This is a genomic window from Pseudomonas sp. PSE14 (genome assembly GCF_029203285.1).
GTDB lineage: Bacteria > Pseudomonadota > Gammaproteobacteria > Pseudomonadales > Pseudomonadaceae > Pseudomonas.
Genome location: NZ_CP115669.1, coordinates 2,192,200 through 2,207,681, shown reverse-complemented (window position 1 = coordinate 2,207,681; position 15,482 = coordinate 2,192,200). Strand labels below are relative to the sequence as shown.

General features: G+C 62.7%; 17 protein-coding genes. 5 read left to right on the top strand and 12 right to left on the bottom strand.

The features are described 5' to 3' along the window. Positions 1 to 251: 251 nt before the first annotated feature. The 7 genes from O6P39_RS10370 to O6P39_RS10340 form a co-directional block, all read right to left on the bottom strand. Positions 252 to 464 carry a hypothetical protein gene (locus tag O6P39_RS10370; protein WP_275611250.1) on the bottom strand — a complete coding sequence of 71 codons (213 nt, stop codon included), beginning with the start codon at positions 462 to 464 and terminating at the stop codon, positions 252 to 254. A 521-nt stretch (positions 465 to 985) separates the two neighbouring features. After that, complete coding sequence (locus O6P39_RS10365) at positions 986 to 1,429, bottom strand: DUF411 domain-containing protein (protein ID WP_275611249.1); 444 nt, start codon at positions 1,427 to 1,429, stop codon at positions 986 to 988. A gap of 12 nt (positions 1,430 to 1,441) precedes the next feature. After that, positions 1,442 to 1,711 carry a heavy-metal-associated domain-containing protein gene (locus tag O6P39_RS10360; RefSeq protein WP_275611248.1) on the bottom strand — a complete coding sequence of 90 codons (270 nt, stop codon included), beginning with the start codon at positions 1,709 to 1,711 and terminating at the stop codon, positions 1,442 to 1,444. Positions 1,712 to 1,817: 106 nt separating this feature from the next. After that, positions 1,818 to 4,085: a heavy metal translocating P-type ATPase gene (locus O6P39_RS10355; protein WP_275611247.1), complete on the bottom strand. Its 2,268-nt coding sequence runs from the start codon at positions 4,083 to 4,085 to the stop codon at positions 1,818 to 1,820. 81 nt (positions 4,086 to 4,166) lie between these two features. Further along, positions 4,167 to 4,418, bottom strand: a complete 252-nt coding sequence (locus tag O6P39_RS10350) for a DUF2933 domain-containing protein (protein ID WP_275611246.1) — start codon at positions 4,416 to 4,418, stop codon at positions 4,167 to 4,169. 91 nt (positions 4,419 to 4,509) lie between these two features. Next, positions 4,510 to 4,947 carry a hypothetical protein gene (locus O6P39_RS10345; RefSeq protein WP_275611245.1) on the bottom strand — a complete coding sequence of 146 codons (438 nt, stop codon included), beginning with the start codon at positions 4,945 to 4,947 and terminating at the stop codon, positions 4,510 to 4,512. 105 nt (positions 4,948 to 5,052) lie between these two features. Next, positions 5,053 to 5,406 (bottom strand): hypothetical protein, encoded by a 354-nt coding sequence (locus tag O6P39_RS10340; RefSeq protein ID WP_275611244.1) that lies wholly within the window; start codon positions 5,404 to 5,406, stop codon positions 5,053 to 5,055. Between the two features lie 409 nt (positions 5,407 to 5,815). Here O6P39_RS10340 and O6P39_RS10335 point away from each other — a divergent pair, with 409 nt between their 5' ends. Further along, positions 5,816 to 6,478 (top strand): dihydrofolate reductase family protein, encoded by a 663-nt coding sequence (locus O6P39_RS10335; protein ID WP_275611243.1) that lies wholly within the window; start codon positions 5,816 to 5,818, stop codon positions 6,476 to 6,478. A gap of 261 nt (positions 6,479 to 6,739) precedes the next feature. Beyond that, entirely contained in the window at positions 6,740 to 8,860 is a 2,121-nt protein-coding gene (locus O6P39_RS10330; RefSeq protein WP_275611242.1) for a TonB-dependent siderophore receptor, read from the top strand. 143 nt (positions 8,861 to 9,003) lie between these two features. Here the strand turns inward: O6P39_RS10330 and O6P39_RS10325 are convergent, their stop codons facing one another. Together O6P39_RS10325 and O6P39_RS10320 are read right to left on the bottom strand one after the other, a co-directional pair. Next, positions 9,004 to 9,612 carry a glutathione S-transferase gene (locus O6P39_RS10325; RefSeq protein WP_275611241.1) on the bottom strand — a complete coding sequence of 203 codons (609 nt, stop codon included), beginning with the start codon at positions 9,610 to 9,612 and terminating at the stop codon, positions 9,004 to 9,006. A 3-nt stretch (positions 9,613 to 9,615) separates the two neighbouring features. After that, positions 9,616 to 9,981, bottom strand: a complete 366-nt coding sequence (locus O6P39_RS10320) for a hypothetical protein (RefSeq protein ID WP_275611240.1) — start codon at positions 9,979 to 9,981, stop codon at positions 9,616 to 9,618. 106 nt (positions 9,982 to 10,087) lie between these two features. Here O6P39_RS10320 and O6P39_RS10315 point away from each other — a divergent pair, with 106 nt between their 5' ends. Beyond that, positions 10,088 to 11,005: a LysR substrate-binding domain-containing protein gene (locus O6P39_RS10315; protein ID WP_275611239.1), complete on the top strand. Its 918-nt coding sequence runs from the start codon at positions 10,088 to 10,090 to the stop codon at positions 11,003 to 11,005. Between the two features lie 650 nt (positions 11,006 to 11,655). Beyond that, positions 11,656 to 11,949, top strand: a complete 294-nt coding sequence (locus tag O6P39_RS10310) for a hypothetical protein (protein WP_275611238.1) — start codon at positions 11,656 to 11,658, stop codon at positions 11,947 to 11,949. A gap of 117 nt (positions 11,950 to 12,066) precedes the next feature. Here O6P39_RS10310 and ycaC read toward each other — a convergent pair whose 3' ends face one another. The 3 genes from ycaC to O6P39_RS10295 all read right to left on the bottom strand — a co-directional run bounded on the left by ycaC (position 12,067) and on the right by O6P39_RS10295 (position 14,403). Next, positions 12,067 to 12,693 (bottom strand): isochorismate family cysteine hydrolase YcaC, encoded by a 627-nt coding sequence (gene ycaC / locus O6P39_RS10305; RefSeq protein WP_275611237.1) that lies wholly within the window; start codon positions 12,691 to 12,693, stop codon positions 12,067 to 12,069. Positions 12,694 to 12,747: 54 nt separating this feature from the next. Beyond that, positions 12,748 to 13,434, bottom strand: coding sequence for a hydrolase (locus O6P39_RS10300; RefSeq protein ID WP_275611236.1), 687 nt, complete (start codon positions 13,432 to 13,434; stop codon positions 12,748 to 12,750). A gap of 102 nt (positions 13,435 to 13,536) precedes the next feature. Next, the gene (locus O6P39_RS10295; protein WP_275611235.1) at positions 13,537 to 14,403 is read right to left on the bottom strand and encodes a pirin family protein; all 867 of its coding nucleotides are present in this window, start codon (positions 14,401 to 14,403) and stop codon (positions 13,537 to 13,539) included. 100 nt (positions 14,404 to 14,503) lie between these two features. On the opposite strand from O6P39_RS10295, the gene O6P39_RS10290 reads away from it, so the two are divergent. Then, positions 14,504 to 15,409: a LysR family transcriptional regulator gene (locus O6P39_RS10290; protein WP_275611234.1), complete on the top strand. Its 906-nt coding sequence runs from the start codon at positions 14,504 to 14,506 to the stop codon at positions 15,407 to 15,409. Positions 15,410 to 15,482 lie beyond the last annotated feature (73 nt).

Genomic DNA, 15,482 nt, shown 5'->3' with positions numbered 1-15,482 from the left:
TCCGAGCCATTAATGAAATTGACTTCGTTCCGATCCTGATCGATCGGCGACCCAGATGTCGTTGAAAAATTTGCCATATTCAGGCAATCGCGATGATTACATTTCTGTAAGGATGTGATCTTGCCGCTACCAGCCTGGCTTTCCGGGCCGTACAGGCCTGCCGCCATCATCTTGCTCAGCCGCCTGCCGTTGCTGAATCGCTCCCACGAGCCTACGACTCTGGCAAAACAAACAGCACCACTATCACTGGTTTATTTCAATCCGCCCCAACATCCCTCTCTGGTAATGCCTAGGGCATACTGCACGCAAACTGCAACCCCGATACTTTTTCTAAAAGTCCAAACCAGTTCCCTGGCCTCACCTGATTCAATCAGAACACTGCTGGCATCATTGTGATTCATGCCGGCCATATCATGCTCGACACCACTCACTTTCATGGCCGCGAGATAACCACTTCTGAACATCTCAACCATTTCCTTCTGATGTTCCAGGTGCGCCGCTGGTTTACACAGATTGAACTCATGAAGAACCAGCCCTTCATTTTTCAATACAGACCTGACGCTTTCGCCACTCGTCACGTCTCAGCGAGACGGTTCAAAATAGAGATCCCCATCTTGATCTCAATCTTCCGATCTACCTTCTCCGGCGCGCCACGACTTCCAAAATCGAAACCCGATCCAAAGCCAAGAAATCAAAAATCAATCTATTGGCATCAACCAGCCAGGGAACATGGGTAAGGCCTTAAGGGGATATGGCCAATCGATGCACTCGCTCTAACAACCATCTCGACCTTAGCGATACCCGCCTTACCCTCGGCTTATGCCCGGATTACTTTTTTGTCAGCGCTGAAGTATGTAATGACCTGATCGACTTCCATCTGGAGTTCACACATCGCATTCGATGCTGTACGAGCCGACGCAAGCGGCGCGTCTCGCTGAGCTCAATACCTGCCAGTTGAACGCCATCGACAAGGAAATCCGCACGATTATTGGGTCGCCGGGTAGTCGGCGATAACCTCATCGGTGCCGTCCCGGGTAAGTCCAATGACTTGGTATGCCTGCCGGGCGGAGCCCATTTCCATGCCAGGCGAGCCGGCAGGCATACCGGGAGCCGCGATGCCGAGCAGTTCCGGATGCTTTTCCAGCTCACGGATCTGCGCCACCGGAACGTGCCCTTCGACGAATTTTCCACCGATCACCGCGGTATGGCAGGAGGACAGGCGCGGTGCCACGCCAAGGCGCTGCTTGACCGCACTCATGTTCGGCTCGACGTGGTCGTTCACGCTGAAGCCGTTGGCCTCCAGGTATTTGATCCAGCTCTTGCAGCAACCGCAGTTGGGATCGCGGTAGACATCGATGGTTGTGGCGGCCTGGGCGATGGATGCCATGAACAGCCCGGCCAGGGCGGTCAAGCGAAGTGCCTTGCGCATGATGGTCCCTCCTCAGTGACAGCAGCAGGAGTTGCCGCCGCAGCCGCGCGCCTGGCCACCGACCTGGGCCGGAGCCGATGCTTCGACCTTGGCCGGATAACCGGCGCCCTGCAGCGCGACCAGCACTGCCTGGGCATCGGCGTCACCGCTGACGCGCACCCGGCCCGACTCGAGGTCGACCGATACCTCGGCAACCCCGGCAACCGGCGCCAATGCGGCATTCACGTGGCGGACGCAGGACGCGCAACTCATACCTTCAACTCGCAGATCGATACTTTTCATCGTGATGACTCCTCGGCAGGAAAATCTTTCTGCCCGGAACGCTGACTGAACCGCTCCGAGCCCTGGGACCATCCTCAACCTTGCCATCGTGGCAAGGTCAAGCCCATCAAACCTGTCCCTCGAGCGAGGCCTTGCGCAGACGCAAGGCGTTGAAGACAACCGACGCCGAACTCACGCTCATGGCCAGCGCCGCGACCATCGGCGACAGCAGGTGTCCGGTCAGCGGGTAGAACAGCCCGGCGGCCAGGGGGATGCCCATGGCGTTGTAGGCGAAGGCGAAGGTGAGGTTCTGGTGCATGTTGCGCACGGTCGCCATGGACAGGCTGCGGGCGCGCAGGATGCCGAGCAGATCGCCCTTGACCAAGGTGACCTGCGCGCTGTTCATCGCCACATCGGTGCCAGTGCCCATGGCAATGCCAACATCGGCGCGCGCCAGCGCGGGCGCGTCGTTGATGCCGTCGCCGGCCATCGCCACGCGGCGGCCGGCTTGTTGCAGGTCAGCCACCAGGCGCTCCTTGTCCTGCGGCCTGACCTCGCCATGCACTTCCTCGATGCCCAACTGGCGGGCTACTGCGCGCGCCGTCGTCGGCCCGTCACCCGTGGCCATGATGACCCGCACGCCAACGGCCCGCAGGCGTTCCAAGGCTTGCCGGGAGGTCGGCTTGATCGGGTCGGCCACTGCCAGCAGGCCAACTGCGCTGCCGTCCACTGCCAGGTACATGATGCTCGCCCCTTCACTGCGCCACTGTTCGGCCCGCGTCTTCAGGGCTTCGCAGGAGACCCCCGCATCCTCCAGCAGAGCCGTGTTGCCCAATAGCAGGCGACGCCCCTCGACCTGGCCGCGCACACCGATGCCCGAGGCGCTTTCGAACGCCTCCGCCGGACTCAATGCCAGCCCCTGGGCCCTGGCCTGCTCGACGATGGCATGCGCCAGAGGATGCTCGCTGCCCTGGTCCAGGCTGGCAGCCAGCCGCAGCACATCGTCGGTGCTGAAGCCGGGAGCCGCCTCAAGCCCCTGAAAGACAGGCCGACCTTCGGTGAGGGTTCCAGTCTTGTCGACGATCAGCGTGTCGATACGGCGCAGGTTCTCGATGGCCGCCGCATCACGGAACAGCACCCCGCTGCCGGCGGCCTTGCCACTGGCCACCATCACCGACATGGGCGTCGCCAGCCCAAGTGCGCAGGGACAGGCAATGATCAGCACCGCCACCGCATTGATCAGGCCGAACACCCAGCCGGGTTGTGGCCCCCAGAGGCCCCAGCCGAACAAGGTCAGGACCGCGATGGCGATGACGACCAGCACGAAGTAACCGGCGATCACGTCGGCCAGACGCTGCATCGGCGCCTTCGAACGTTGCGCCTGCACGACCATCTGCACGATCTGCGCAAGCACGGTCGCCGAGCCGACCTTCTGCGCCTGCATCACCAGGCTGCCGTGGGTGTTCAGGGTGGCGCCGATCAATGCGTCCCCGGCCCGCTTCAGCACCGGAATGGGCTCGCCGGTCAGCATCGACTCGTCGACGGCGCTTTCCCCCTGTTCGACCAAGCCGTCGACCGGAACCTTCTCGCCGGGACGGACACGCAGTCGGTCGCCCGGATGCACGTGGCTCAGCGGGATGTCCTCCTCGCTGCCATCGGAGTTGATACGTCGCGCCGTCCTGGGCGCCAGGCCAAGCAGGGACTTGATCGCCGCCGAGGTCTGCGAGCGCGCCTTGAGTTCGAGCATCTGGCCCAGCAGGGTGAGCGAGATGATGACCGCCGCAGCTTCGAAGTAGACACCGATGCGACCATCCATCATGAAGTTCGCCGGAAAGGCCCCCGGCGCCAGCGTAGCCACGACGCTGTAGAGATAGGCGGCGGAAGTGCCGAGGCCGATCAGCGTCCACATGTTGGGGCTGCGCTGGAGCACCGAGTGCACCCCGCGCACGTAGAACGGCCAGCCCGCCCAGAGCACGACCGGGCTGGCGATCAGCAGTTCGACCCAGTTCTGCGTGGCGCCATGGAACAGGTTCAGGGCATGGCCGCCCATGGCCAGCAGCGTGACGATGACGGTCAACGGCAGCGTCCACCAGAAGCGGCGGGAGAAGTCCCTGAGCTCGGGGTTCTCTTCCTGTTCCAGTTCCGGGAGCACCGGCTCCAGGGTCATGCCGCACTTCGGACAGTTCCCGGGGCCCAGCTGGCGCACTTCAGGGTGCATCGGGCAGGTGTACCAGGTACCGCTTGCAACCGACGGAGCGTCGGCTGCTTCATCGCGCACGACGTCCTCATAGCGTTCCGGCGCTGCCTTGAACGTCGACAGGCACTTTTCGCTGCAGAACCAGTAGGCCTTCCCCGCGTGCTCCAGGTGGTAGGGACTGTCAGTCCTGATCTTCATCCCACAAACCGGATCTTTCACTTCGCCGAGGGCGGCTTTGTTCCCGGGTGATGGCCGTGCATGTTCGTGACCGTGCATGAGTCAGCCTCTTTCGTCGTCCTTGGGGGCGTTGTTCGTTCCACTCCGATGACCGTGACCGCCGTGGTGATGGCCAAACAGGTGCATCAGAGGGCACAGCAACAGGATTGCGTACGGCAACAGCAACGAGATATGCCCGTAGTGCTCACGAGCAAAATAGAACAGGGCAATCACCAGCAACATGCCCAGGACAATGCCCGGCTTGCTGCGCCAGAAGGACCGCAACGGCTGATGGGATGGATGCGAAGTGTTCATGACCATTCTCCAGGGGCAAACGCGGGCTACCCCGCCAAGGCCTGGTGAGTGCCTGCACCTACCAGGCCAGGACTGAGGCCGCGCCGCGCGATTACTGGGCCGGCTGCTCCATGGGGTGCTGCATGGGCATATCCTTCATGCCCGACTGCGGCCCCATCATGTCGGCCTGCTGATCCATCATCTGCATCATCATTCCCATCATCTTCGAGTCCATCATCTTCATGTGCTGGCCCATGCCCTTGCCGGCGCAGCCGTTCTGCATCATGCCAAGGCCTTCCTTCATCGCCTGCATACCGTCACGCATGGCGGCCTGGCGCTCTTCCGGGGTCTTGGCAACAGCGAGGCGGTCATGAATGGCCTGCATCTTCGTCATCTGTTCGGCCATGGCATTTTCCTGCCCCTGGGCCGGCACCGACTTGCTCTCGGCTTTCACCGGGGCCGGGTCTGGATGATGTTCGTCGACAGCCACGGCAAGGAGGGGGCTGCTGATCAGTAGTGCTGCGACAAGCGATTTGAGGGTGATGTGCATGGCGATCTCCAGGTATTTCAACGGGTGAAATGAAGCGGCGCCGCGCCTGGTCTTGCAGGCGCAGCAGGACTGTGCGCCCGGTGAGCCGGGCGCACGGACGGCGAGTCAATCGTTGAAGCGGACGAAACGCAGGCGTGCCGGCGGCCGGGGCGGCGCAGGCCGGTGCATGACGAGTGCGCCGAAGCGCACGGGGATGACAGCAGGCAGGAAGAGGACGGGAAGCGTAAGCAGGAGAACCCAGAAGACCAGATCAAGCGAAAGGTGGCCCGGCGCCGCATTGAGCGCGGACGCGCTGTCGTCGCAGAACTGCAGACAGCCGCTGGCATGAAGCTGGTGCTCAGGAGCATCCAGGCTGGTCGAAAGGTCGGCATGGGCGAGTGCGGGATCATGCGCAGGGTACGACAGGCAACCATGGCTTGCGGCAACCCCGAACGCCAGCACCCACAGCACCAAGGCCATGCGTAGCAACGCGCGTTGACGGTTCCGGAACCAGATCATCTGCTCAGCCCGTAGCAAAGATAAGCCAGACACTAACGCCGGCAGCGTAGCGGAACTTGATCCGCATCAAGCAAAGCTGCGGGCTTCGCGACAGTCCGGCGACTCGCTCGGACGTCCATCCCGAGATCGGCAGCCGTTGCCCTCCGACGGCCGCAATCAGCCGCCTGCGTTGGTTGAACCTGGTTTCCGGCCTTTCTCCAGACCGGGCATCGATGCGGACTTACTGCCTTCCCCGGCGTCCGCTACATTGACCGTACCATAGAGACAGCGCGGAGCGGACTCGCCGTGAAAGCGGACGCTTGCACGCGACTCAATCCGTCAGCAGGTCCGAACGCCGGCGTCCCGCCAGGCGGGGAAACGGAGGCAAACGATGACACGGGTTCGCGTTGAAGGCTTCACCCTCTCACTCGACGGATACGGGGCAGGCCCGGATCAGGACATCGACAATCCGCTCGGCATTGGCGGGACTGAGCTGCACCAGTGGCTGGTCCCGACCCGCACGTTCCAGCAGGCCTTGTTCGGCAAGGACGACGGTACGACCGGAGTTGACGATGATTTCGCCGCCCGAGGCTTTCGGAATGTCGGCGCCTGGATTCTCGGGCGGAACATGTTCGGGCCCATTCGCGGGGATTGGCCGGACATGAACTGGAAAGGCTGGTGGGGAGACAACCCGCCGTATCACGTTCCCGTCTTCGTCCTGACCCACCATGCCCGTCCCCCCATCGAACTGGAAGGCGGCACGACCTTCCACTTCATCACAGGCGGCATTCACGAGGCGCTCGACCGTGCACGCGCGGCCGCTGCCGGAAAGGACGTGCGAATCGGTGGTGGGCCGGACACGATCCGGCAGTACCTGCGTGAAGGCCTTATCGATGAACTGCACATTGCGATCTCGCCAGTCCTGCTCGGCCGGGGGGAATCCCTGTTCGGAGGGGTCGATTTGCGAACGCTGGGCTACGAGTGCGTTGAATTCGTAGCCACGGAGAAGGCCACGCACATTGTCCTGCGGCGCCAGGGGCGCACGGACGCCTGACGGCCAGCGATCACACGCAGGACCGCTCCACGCCCAGCGCCCGATTGCAACCCATGGCAGGGCCGAGCCAACCTCGGCCCCGGGCTCGTCCCGCTACATCCTGAATCACCGCCCTCCCCGTTTATCCCTCCCGAAATCACGCACGGCCTGCTGAGTACCCATCGGCACGACCTGCCTCGATTTGCGTCGAGACATTTACAGACGATTCGTATTTGCGAATAATTACTATTTATTCTTCACAAAAACAACGAGTCGTAAATAATGGTAAAAAAGTCTGTCGCCCCAGCATCCCTCTCGATGCTGGGTCTGCTGGTCGTTCCCACCGTTCACGCTGAGTCCCAGGACACCCTGGCGCTGCCGGAAACCTCCGTCACCGCCGCTTACGACCAGCAAAGCTACAACCCCGGCGATAGCAAAAGCGCGCTGAAGATCGACGCTCCCCTGCGAGACATCCCCCAGACGGTAAACGTCGTGCCGCAGAGCGTGATCAAGGACCAGGGCGCCCAGTCCATGGAAGACGTGCTGAAGAACGTACCCGGCATCGGCTTCTCCAATGGCGATGGGCAACGCGACCAGGTCACCATCCGTGGCTTCAGCGCCATCGGCGATATGTACATCGACGGCGTCCGCGACGATGCCCTGTACTTCCGCGACCTTTCCAACATCGAGCGCGTCGAGGTCATCAAGGGCCCCGCCGCCGTGCTCTATGGCCGGGGTTCCTCCGGCGGCCTGATCAACAGCATCTCCAAGACCCCGGGCTTCGCACCCAAGCACGAAGTGGGCATGACCGTCGATTCCGAGGGCAAGCGCCGCACGCAGTTCGACACCGGCTGGGCCGACCAGCAGACCAACCAGGCGTATCGCGTCACGGGCGCCTTCGAGGACAGCGACACCTACCGCGACGATGGCTACATCGACCGCAAGGCCATCGCACCCTCCGCCTACTTCCGGCTCACCGACGACCTGGAACTGAACCTCGGCGCCAGCTACCTGTACGACAAGCGCCTGATCGACTTCGGCATCCCCGCCCTGGGTGACCGCCCGGTGGATGTCGACCGGGACAAGCGCTTCGGCTCCGGCGACCCGGATCAGGACTACGCCCGCAGCGAAGTGTTCTCGCTCACCAGCGCCCTGAACTACCAGATCAACGACAACCTCAGCCTGACCAACACCAGCCGCTTCTACCGCTACGACCTGGACCGCAACAACACCCTGGCCGATACCAGCCCGACCCGCTTCGTCACCTCGCCCGACGGCGAACTGCTGGTGAAGCTCAACCGCGGCAACGTGGCACGCGACGAGTACGGCGTGTTCAACCAGACCGAACTCAAGCAGCACGCGCAACTGGCCGGCATGCAGCACAACCTGCTGTATGGCGTCGAGGTGGGCGTCCAGGACAAGCACCAGCGCGTGTTCAGCCAGAACAACGTGGCGCAGGTCCCGGTGTTCAGCGATGGCCTGGTTCCGGTCCCGGAGCACGCCGCCAACCTGTCGTCCAAGGGCACCAACACCCAGGACACCACCGGCTTCTACGTGCAGGACCTGATCGAACTGAATGAGCAGTGGAAAGCGCTGCTGGGCGTGCGCTACGACATCTTCGGCCAGGAGTACGACGACGAGCGCGTGCAGAACGTCGACCTTGACCGCACCGACAAGACCTGGAGCCCGCGCGCCGGCCTGGTCTACCAACCGGACCAGATCCAGTCCTACTACGTGTCCGTCAGCCGCAGCTATCAGCCGTCAGGCGAAGTGTTCGCGGTGAGCCCGTCCAACCAGAACCTCGAACCCGAGGAAACCACCAACTACGAGATCGGTACCAAGTGGGACCTGCTGGACAACCGCCTCTCGATCACCGCCGCGATCTTCCGTCTCGAACGCACCAACATGAAGACCGCCGACCCGACCAACCCGAACCTGACCGTACTGGCCGGCGAGCAACGCACCGACGGCTTCGAGACCACGATCAGCGGGCAGTTGACGGACAAGTGGCAGATCTATGCCGGCTACGCCTACCTCGATGCGGAGATCACCAAGTCCAACAGCAAAACCAACGGCGTGCCCAACGAAGGCCAGGTGCCCACCCTCACCCCGCGCAACAGTGCCAACCTCTGGCTGGTGCGTACCCTCACCCCGCAATGGCGTGCCGCTGCGGGCGCCAACTACGTTGACGACCGCTACACGGCGCTGGACAACAACGTGGTGATGCCGAGCTACACCACCTTCGATACCGCCCTCTTCTACAGCGTGCCGCACTGGGACATGGCACTGCGCCTGAAGAACGTTTTCGATCGTGATTACTACGTCTCCGCACACGGCTCGGTGGACCTCATCACCCCCGGTGCACCACGGACCCTCGAAGCGAGCCTGAACTATCGCTTCTAGGGAAATGCTGGTGACGATCTGAAATAGTGCTCGTCGTCATGACGTGAATGGCTGCTTCTGGTCGACTTCTGTTGGTCACGACTGGCAGAAGTCGGCTAGGAGCGGACGTTTAGAGTACGGAAAATAAATCCCCTTTTTCCCTTTCATGCAATCGGATAACGCTTGAACAGATCGGTCTGTTCCAGGCGGGCCGCATGGGCCTTGATGGCCGGAAAATCGCCGGCCTTGACTACGTCGGGCAGCATCAACTGCATGAACGACCAGGCCACTGCACAAGTGACCTCAGCCTGGTCGGGGCGTACGCCTTGTGACGGTTGTGTCGCCAATTGCTTGTCCAGCTCAGCGCATGCCGCCAGCAGCTGCCGGGTGACGCGCTCGACCCAGGGCTGATGAAGCTTTTCCGCCGGACGAAGATTGTGTTCATAGACGATCTGGACGGTCTTCTCGCATGCCGCCAACGCCAGGCCCAAAGTACGCAAGGCACTGGCCAATGCCTGCGGTTGGGCCGGCAACAGCTTCCTGTCGGGTGCGCTGAGGGTCTCGAAATAATCGATGATCAGCGTCGAGTCCATCAGTACGGACCCGTCATCGAGCAGCAGGGTCGGTGCCTTGACTACCGGGTTGATCCTGGAAAACTCCTCGAAGGTGCTGAACACCGACAGTGGGTCATGTTCGAACTCGATGCCTAGAAGGTCCAGGGATATGGCCACCCGGCGAACATAAGGTGAATCCAGCATGCCAATGAGCTTCATCCATCACTCTCCTTGATTGATATTGATCTCTAATGCGGTAGTCCGGCGCTTGAACACTTGGGGCAAGGGCCAGGGGAGCGGATACGGTTGGCGCTCGTTCCCTGACTTGGCTGGAGCCAATTGCAGAACTCCTTCGCCGTCAATCAGCGCCAGCCCGGCTGACAGTTTCACGCGCTCGCCGGGGCCGATCGAGAAGTCGACACCATTGGCGCTGATCCAATGCGTGCCGCTCACCACACGCGTGTAGATGTCGCAGGCAAAACGCACCGAGAGCAATTGCGCTCTGGTCAATGAAACCTGTAACCACGGGTGATCGTCATCGTCGGAACCGCCCGTGGTCATTTGCCGTGCTCTCCATACATCGCCCATGGCAGCCATCCTCTTGCAGTCCAAGACTTTACCGTTCCTTACATTAGTGAGAGCCTTTGCACTTATATATCGATATTTTTTTTCGCTACCGGTAAGAAATACTTACATGTCGAATATTCCTCCAATCACTTGCCTGCGCAGTTTCGAAGCGGTTGCAAGGCTGGGAAGCGTCACCGCCGCCGCCAGGGAACTGCATGTGACCCATTCGGCCATCAGCCAGCAGATCAAGGTGTTGGAGGAGATGATCGGCGTCATCCTGTTCGTCCGTGAGGGACGGGGGCTGCGGGTGAGCGAGGATGGGCGGCTGTATGCCTTGCAGGTCCGTGAATCATTGAGCCGAATCGCCGAAGCCACACAGCTGATCAAGACCCAACCCAAGTCAACGGAACTGGTGGTCGCTGTTCTCCCTTCGTTCGGCTTCAGCTGGCTGTTGCCGCGCTTGCCACGCTTCCAGCAATTGCAGCCGCACATAAGCATCAGGTTGCAGGCCAACCTGACGGTATCGAACCTGAGCCGGGAATCCGTCGATGTCGGAATCCGCATGGGCAAGGGCGACTGGGAGGGGGTGGAAAAACGTCTGTTGTTCCATGACGAGGCGCTGGTGGTTGCCGCTCCGCACTTCAATGGTGGGGAACTGCCGCGAACCCCGGAAGATATCCTCAGCAGCAGGATCATCTTCAACATGGAGTCATGGCGACCGTGGTGCCAGGCCGCAGGGCTGGATATCGACGTCCCACGCATCGGCCTGTGCAGCAATGACTCCAACCTGGTACTTCAAGCCGTGCGCCTGGGCCAGGGCATAGCCCTGGAGCGCCGCAGCCTCGTGCACGACGCGATCCAACGAGGGGAGTTGGTGCAACTCTCCCCGGTGATCGCTCCCTATCCCTACCCGTATTGGCTGGTATTACCCAACCGCGAGCGTTCGGAAACAAAGCAGCGGGTGTTCTCAAGTTGGCTGACGGATGAGGTCGCTGAATACCTGAACACACTGGATAACGGCAGCAAGGAAACGAAGTGCATATGAACCTGCATCTGGACGGCAAGCGCGTGTTCATCACCGGAGGCATCGAGGTTTTGCCCTGGAGCTCGACGTTCCTGCTTCCAGACGGCTGCCTCTGGCCTGCTTCTGCCTGATGCAATTGGCCGCGTTGAATCGGTCGCTGAGCGGTCGCTCCTACAGGTAGGGATTGGCTTGGTGAATGGCCGCTATGAACAGTCGGCAGAATCGTACGCTGGTGAGACCTGTTTCATTCCGTCAGCAATGTCCTGATGTTCCGTCGCAGCTTTCAAGCGAAAGGTCTTACGTTCCTTTAGCCTTGCGGGCCTACAAGCGCCGTCTCTAGCCTCTTGGTCGCCGCAGCAACATCGCGGCCGGGCGTAGGACCCCGAGCAACGAGCAAACGACAGCGATAGCGCCAAAGCCAAAAATGCGGGAGCAGTCCGTCCTGCAAATATGGTGTTCTATGGCGGTCCGTGTAGGGAGGCTTCGGCCTGCCGGTTCTTGCTCCTCTGTTCCGGGTTCCTACCCCTGCACGGACCGCCTCTCCACCCGTAGGACGGTTGACTGGCGGTTCCTCATCCATAGAGGAGCACAGCCAATGCACAACCCCCCTTTTACCCCCGCGCACCTCCCTTCCCCACCGCCAGTCCCTGCCCTCCATCCGGAGGCACACCATGCTTGAACTGGAGCTCGTTCCACTGGCGACACAGCCCGGCGACGGCGTGTTCTTCATCAACGCCCTGGCGCCGCCCCAGCAGCTGCATGAAGCCGCACTACGGCGCCTGACGGCGGTCGAGGACCTGTTGCGGCTGATGGAAGACGACGCTGATCGCGGCCTGATCCACGCCACCGCGCGGCTCGCGTCGGCGCTCGCTCCACTGGTGGTCGAGGCCCGCCAGCTCTGTGAACTGGCGCTGGAGCATCCACGGAACAGGCCGGATGGGAAGGTCGATGAACGCAGGCCCTGATCCGGCGATGGCGCACTACGCGATCACCCCGCAGGGCTGACCCGGCGACAGGTCGCACGGAGGGCCGGAGGGAGCTGCCCTTCCGGCCTCCGCACGAGCCTTGCCCTCTGGCGCGCGTTACTTGTTCGCGGTCAGCAGGCTGTAGCTGGTGATCAGGTTGCGGTAGTCCGGAATGTGCGCGGAGAACAGCGCGGCCAGGCCTTCGATGTCGTTGCGCCAGTCGCGGTGCAGCTCACAGGCCACGCCGAACCAGGTCATCATCTGCGCGCCGGCGGCTTCCATACGGCGCCAGGCGGCGTCGCGGGTGACTTCGTTGAAGGTGCCCGAAGCATCGGCCACCACGAAGACGTCGAAGCCTTCGGCCAGGGCCGACAGCGCCGGGAAGGCCACGCACACTTCGGTCACTACGCCGGCGATGATCAGTTGCTTCTTGCCGGTGGCCTTGACCGCCTTGACGAAGTCTTCGTTGTCCCAGGCATTGATGTTGCCCGGACGGGCGATGTAGGGCGCGTCGGGGAACAGGTCTTTCAGCTCCGGCACCAGCGGGCCGTTGGGGCCGGTTTCGAAGCTGGTGGTGAGGATGGTCGGCAGCTTGAAATACTTGGCCAGGTCGGCCAGGGCCAGGACGTTGTTCTTGAACTTGTCCGGTTCGATGTCGCGTACCAGCGAGAGCAGACCGGCCTGGTGATCGACCAGCAGTACGGCGGCCTGGGACTTGTCGAGACGGACGTAAGGCTTGCTCATGGCGTTTCCTCGTTTGCAGGTGGAAAGCCCGGCACAGGGCCGGGCTGGGGTGAGTCAGCGTTGCGAGTCCAGTACTTCGTGCTCGGTCACTACCTGCTGCGCCTTGGTGTAGCTTTCGATCAGCAGACGGTAGTGAGGGAAGATTAGGCTATAGGCTTCGGCCCATTGAGCCGCGTCCGGACGATTCCAGGTGCGCTGGATTTCCGAGGCGACCGCGGCGGTGTCCATCGGCACCACGCCGGCCTGTACCACGCGGGCCAGGGTGATTTCCTGGGCCATCTTCGAATAGGTACCGGAGGCGTCGATCACGGCAAATACCCGATAGCCGGCATTGACCGCGGCGATGGCGGGGAACGCCATGCACACGCTGGTGATGGTGCCGGCGATGATCAGGGTCTTCTTGCCGGTCTTCTCCACGGCGGCGACGAACTCGGGGTTGTCCCAGGCATTGATCTCGCCCTTGCGCGCCACGTACTGGGCGTGCGGCGCGGCTTCGTGGATCTCCGGAATCAGCGGGCCGTTGGGGCCCTGCGGCACCGAGGCGGTGGTGATGACTGGGATCTTGGCCAGGGTGGCGATCCGCGCCAGGGTGATGGCGTTGTTGCGCAGCTCGGTCATGGGCATGTCCTTGACCGTCTGGAACAGGCCGCTCTGGTGGTCGATGAGCAGCATGGCGGTGTCGTCGGGATCGATCACCGGACGCTGACCGTTGAAGTTGGCGATCTGAGAGAAGTTGCTCATGGTGGTTCTCCTCGTTAGGGCCGTGTCGGCCCACGCTGACCCACGCACTTCGGCGTGGGAGATGATCCAGACTAGGCACCCGCCAAGTCCGGGATATGACAGTCAGTGACTCAGTTGGCCGAAGCGGCCTTCACGGAAGTCGTCGATGGCTTCGCGGATTTCGCGGTCGCTGTTCATCACGAAGGGGCCATAGCCGACGATCGGCTCGTTCAGCGGTTCGCCGCTGAGCAGCAGGACCAGGGCGTCGCTGTCGGCTTGCAGCAGCAGGCTGTCGCCGCGCCGGTCGAAGAGCGCCAGTTGCCCTTCGCGCAGGCTTTCGCCGCTGCCCAGGCTGAGGTTGCCGCGCAGGACCACCAGGGCGGTGTTGCGCCCCGGGGTGACCCGCAGGTCCAGCGTGTGGCCCGCATTCAGGCGCATGTCCCAGACATCCAGCGGACTGAAGGTGTGGGCCGGCCCTGCCGCGGCGCCGTAGCGGCCGGCAATCACCCGCAGGGTGCCGGCACCGTCGGGCAGCGCGACCTGCGGAATGTCCGCCGCCAGCAACGTCTGGTAGGCCGGCGCGGTGCGCTTGTCGCGCGCCGGCAGGTTCACCCAGAGCTGCGCCATGTGCAGCGTGCCGCCACTGCGGCTGAAGTCCGGCGAGTGGAATTCCTCGTGGAGGATGCCGTCGCCGGCGGTCATCCACTGCACGTCGCCGGGGCCGATGCGCCCGCCGCCGCCACTGGAGTCGCGGTGTTCCAGTTCGCCCTGGTAGACGATGGTCACCGTCTCGAAGCCGCGGTGCGGGTGCTGGCCGACGCCGCGTGGGCTGGTGCTGGGGGTGAAGTCATGGGGACCCGCGTGGTCCAGCAGCAGGAAGGGGCTCAGGTGCTCGCCCAGGTTGTCGTAGGAGAACAGCGAGCGAACCGGGAAGCCATCGCCGACCCAATGCGGCCGAGGTGCGCTGTAGATACCGAGAATCTGTTTCATGGGGTGCCTCCTGTAGTGCATGGAGACACAATAAATCTGCAACACTGAGGCCAGTAGATGGCGATAATTCACCTCAGAGTTCCATCTGGAGAACACTGATATGGAAGACCTCAACGATCTCTATTACTTTGCCCAGGTCGTCGAACACGGCGGCTTCGCCCCCGCCGGGCGCGCCCTGGACCAGCCCAAGTCGAAACTCAGCCGGCGCATCGCCTCGCTGGAGGAACGCCTGGGCGTACGCCTGATCCAGCGCTCCACCCGGCACTTCTCGGTGACCGAGATCGGCCAGGAGTACTACCGCCACTGCCTGGCGATGCTGGTGGAAGCCGAAGGCGCGGCCGAGGTAATCGAACGCCACCGCTCCGAGCCGCAGGGCGTGGTACGGCTGAGCTGCCCCACTGCCCTGCTGAACTTCTGGGTCGGCCCGATGCTGGCGCGCTTCATGGTCGAGCACCCGCTGGTGGCGCTGCACGTGGAGGCGACCAACCGCCATGTGGACCTGATCCAGGAGGGCATCGACGTCGCCTTGCGGGTGCGCTTCCCGCCACTGGAAAGCACTGACCTGGTGATGAAGGTGCTGGGCGAGAGCGGCCAGCGCGTGGTGGGTGCGCCGTCGCTGCGCGAGCGGCTGACGGCGCGGCCGATCCCGGCCGACGTGGCGGCGTTGCCGACGCTGCACTGGGGTTCGGTGCAACGCGAATACCACTGGCAACTGGACGGCCCCAAGGGCGCCAGCGCCCAGGTACGCCACCATCCGCGGCTGGTCACCGACGACCTGATGGCGCTGCGTCAGGCCGCCCTGGCCGGGGTCGGCGCGGTGCACCTGCCGGCGGTGGTAGTGTGCGAGGACCTCAACAACGGCAGCCTGGTCAACCTGCTGCCGGACTGGGCGCCGCGCACCGGGGTGGTCCATGCGGTGTTTCCCTCGCGGCGTGGGCTGCTGCCATCGGTGCGGGCACTGCTGGACTTTCTTGCCGAGGAGTTCGCGCGCAGCGACATGGCCTGAGCGGCGCACCTCTTAAGACTGCATTCAGATTCGCGGCAAATACTCCCCCCAACGAATTATCACCATCGTGGGG

Coding starts and splice junctions, on each gene's coding strand:
- O6P39_RS10355 (WP_275611247.1), bottom strand. CDS start 4,085: ATGAAGATCAGGACTGACAGTCCCTACCACCTGGAGCACGCGGGGAAG.
- O6P39_RS10300 (WP_275611236.1), bottom strand. CDS start 13,434: ATGAGCAACTTCTCTCAGATCGCCAACTTCAACGGTCAGCGTCCGGTG.
- ycaC (WP_275611237.1), bottom strand. CDS start 12,693: ATGAGCAAGCCTTACGTCCGTCTCGACAAGTCCCAGGCCGCCGTACTG.
- O6P39_RS10350 (WP_275611246.1), bottom strand. CDS start 4,418: ATGAACACTTCGCATCCATCCCATCAGCCGTTGCGGTCCTTCTGGCGC.
- O6P39_RS10310 (WP_275611238.1), top strand. CDS start 11,656: ATGCTTGAACTGGAGCTCGTTCCACTGGCGACACAGCCCGGCGACGGC.
- O6P39_RS10335 (WP_275611243.1), top strand. CDS start 5,816: ATGACACGGGTTCGCGTTGAAGGCTTCACCCTCTCACTCGACGGATAC.
- O6P39_RS10295 (WP_275611235.1), bottom strand. CDS start 14,403: ATGAAACAGATTCTCGGTATCTACAGCGCACCTCGGCCGCATTGGGTC.
- O6P39_RS10340 (WP_275611244.1), bottom strand. CDS start 5,406: ATGGCCTTGGTGCTGTGGGTGCTGGCGTTCGGGGTTGCCGCAAGCCAT.
- O6P39_RS10290 (WP_275611234.1), top strand. CDS start 14,504: ATGGAAGACCTCAACGATCTCTATTACTTTGCCCAGGTCGTCGAACAC.
- O6P39_RS10330 (WP_275611242.1), top strand. CDS start 6,740: ATGGTAAAAAAGTCTGTCGCCCCAGCATCCCTCTCGATGCTGGGTCTG.
- O6P39_RS10325 (WP_275611241.1), bottom strand. CDS start 9,612: ATGAAGCTCATTGGCATGCTGGATTCACCTTATGTTCGCCGGGTGGCC.
- O6P39_RS10360 (WP_275611248.1), bottom strand. CDS start 1,711: ATGAAAAGTATCGATCTGCGAGTTGAAGGTATGAGTTGCGCGTCCTGC.
- O6P39_RS10320 (WP_275611240.1), bottom strand. CDS start 9,981: ATGGGCGATGTATGGAGAGCACGGCAAATGACCACGGGCGGTTCCGAC.
- O6P39_RS10370 (WP_275611250.1), bottom strand. CDS start 464: ATGTTCAGAAGTGGTTATCTCGCGGCCATGAAAGTGAGTGGTGTCGAG.
- O6P39_RS10345 (WP_275611245.1), bottom strand. CDS start 4,947: ATGCACATCACCCTCAAATCGCTTGTCGCAGCACTACTGATCAGCAGC.
- O6P39_RS10365 (WP_275611249.1), bottom strand. CDS start 1,429: ATGCGCAAGGCACTTCGCTTGACCGCCCTGGCCGGGCTGTTCATGGCA.
- O6P39_RS10315 (WP_275611239.1), top strand. CDS start 10,088: ATGTCGAATATTCCTCCAATCACTTGCCTGCGCAGTTTCGAAGCGGTT.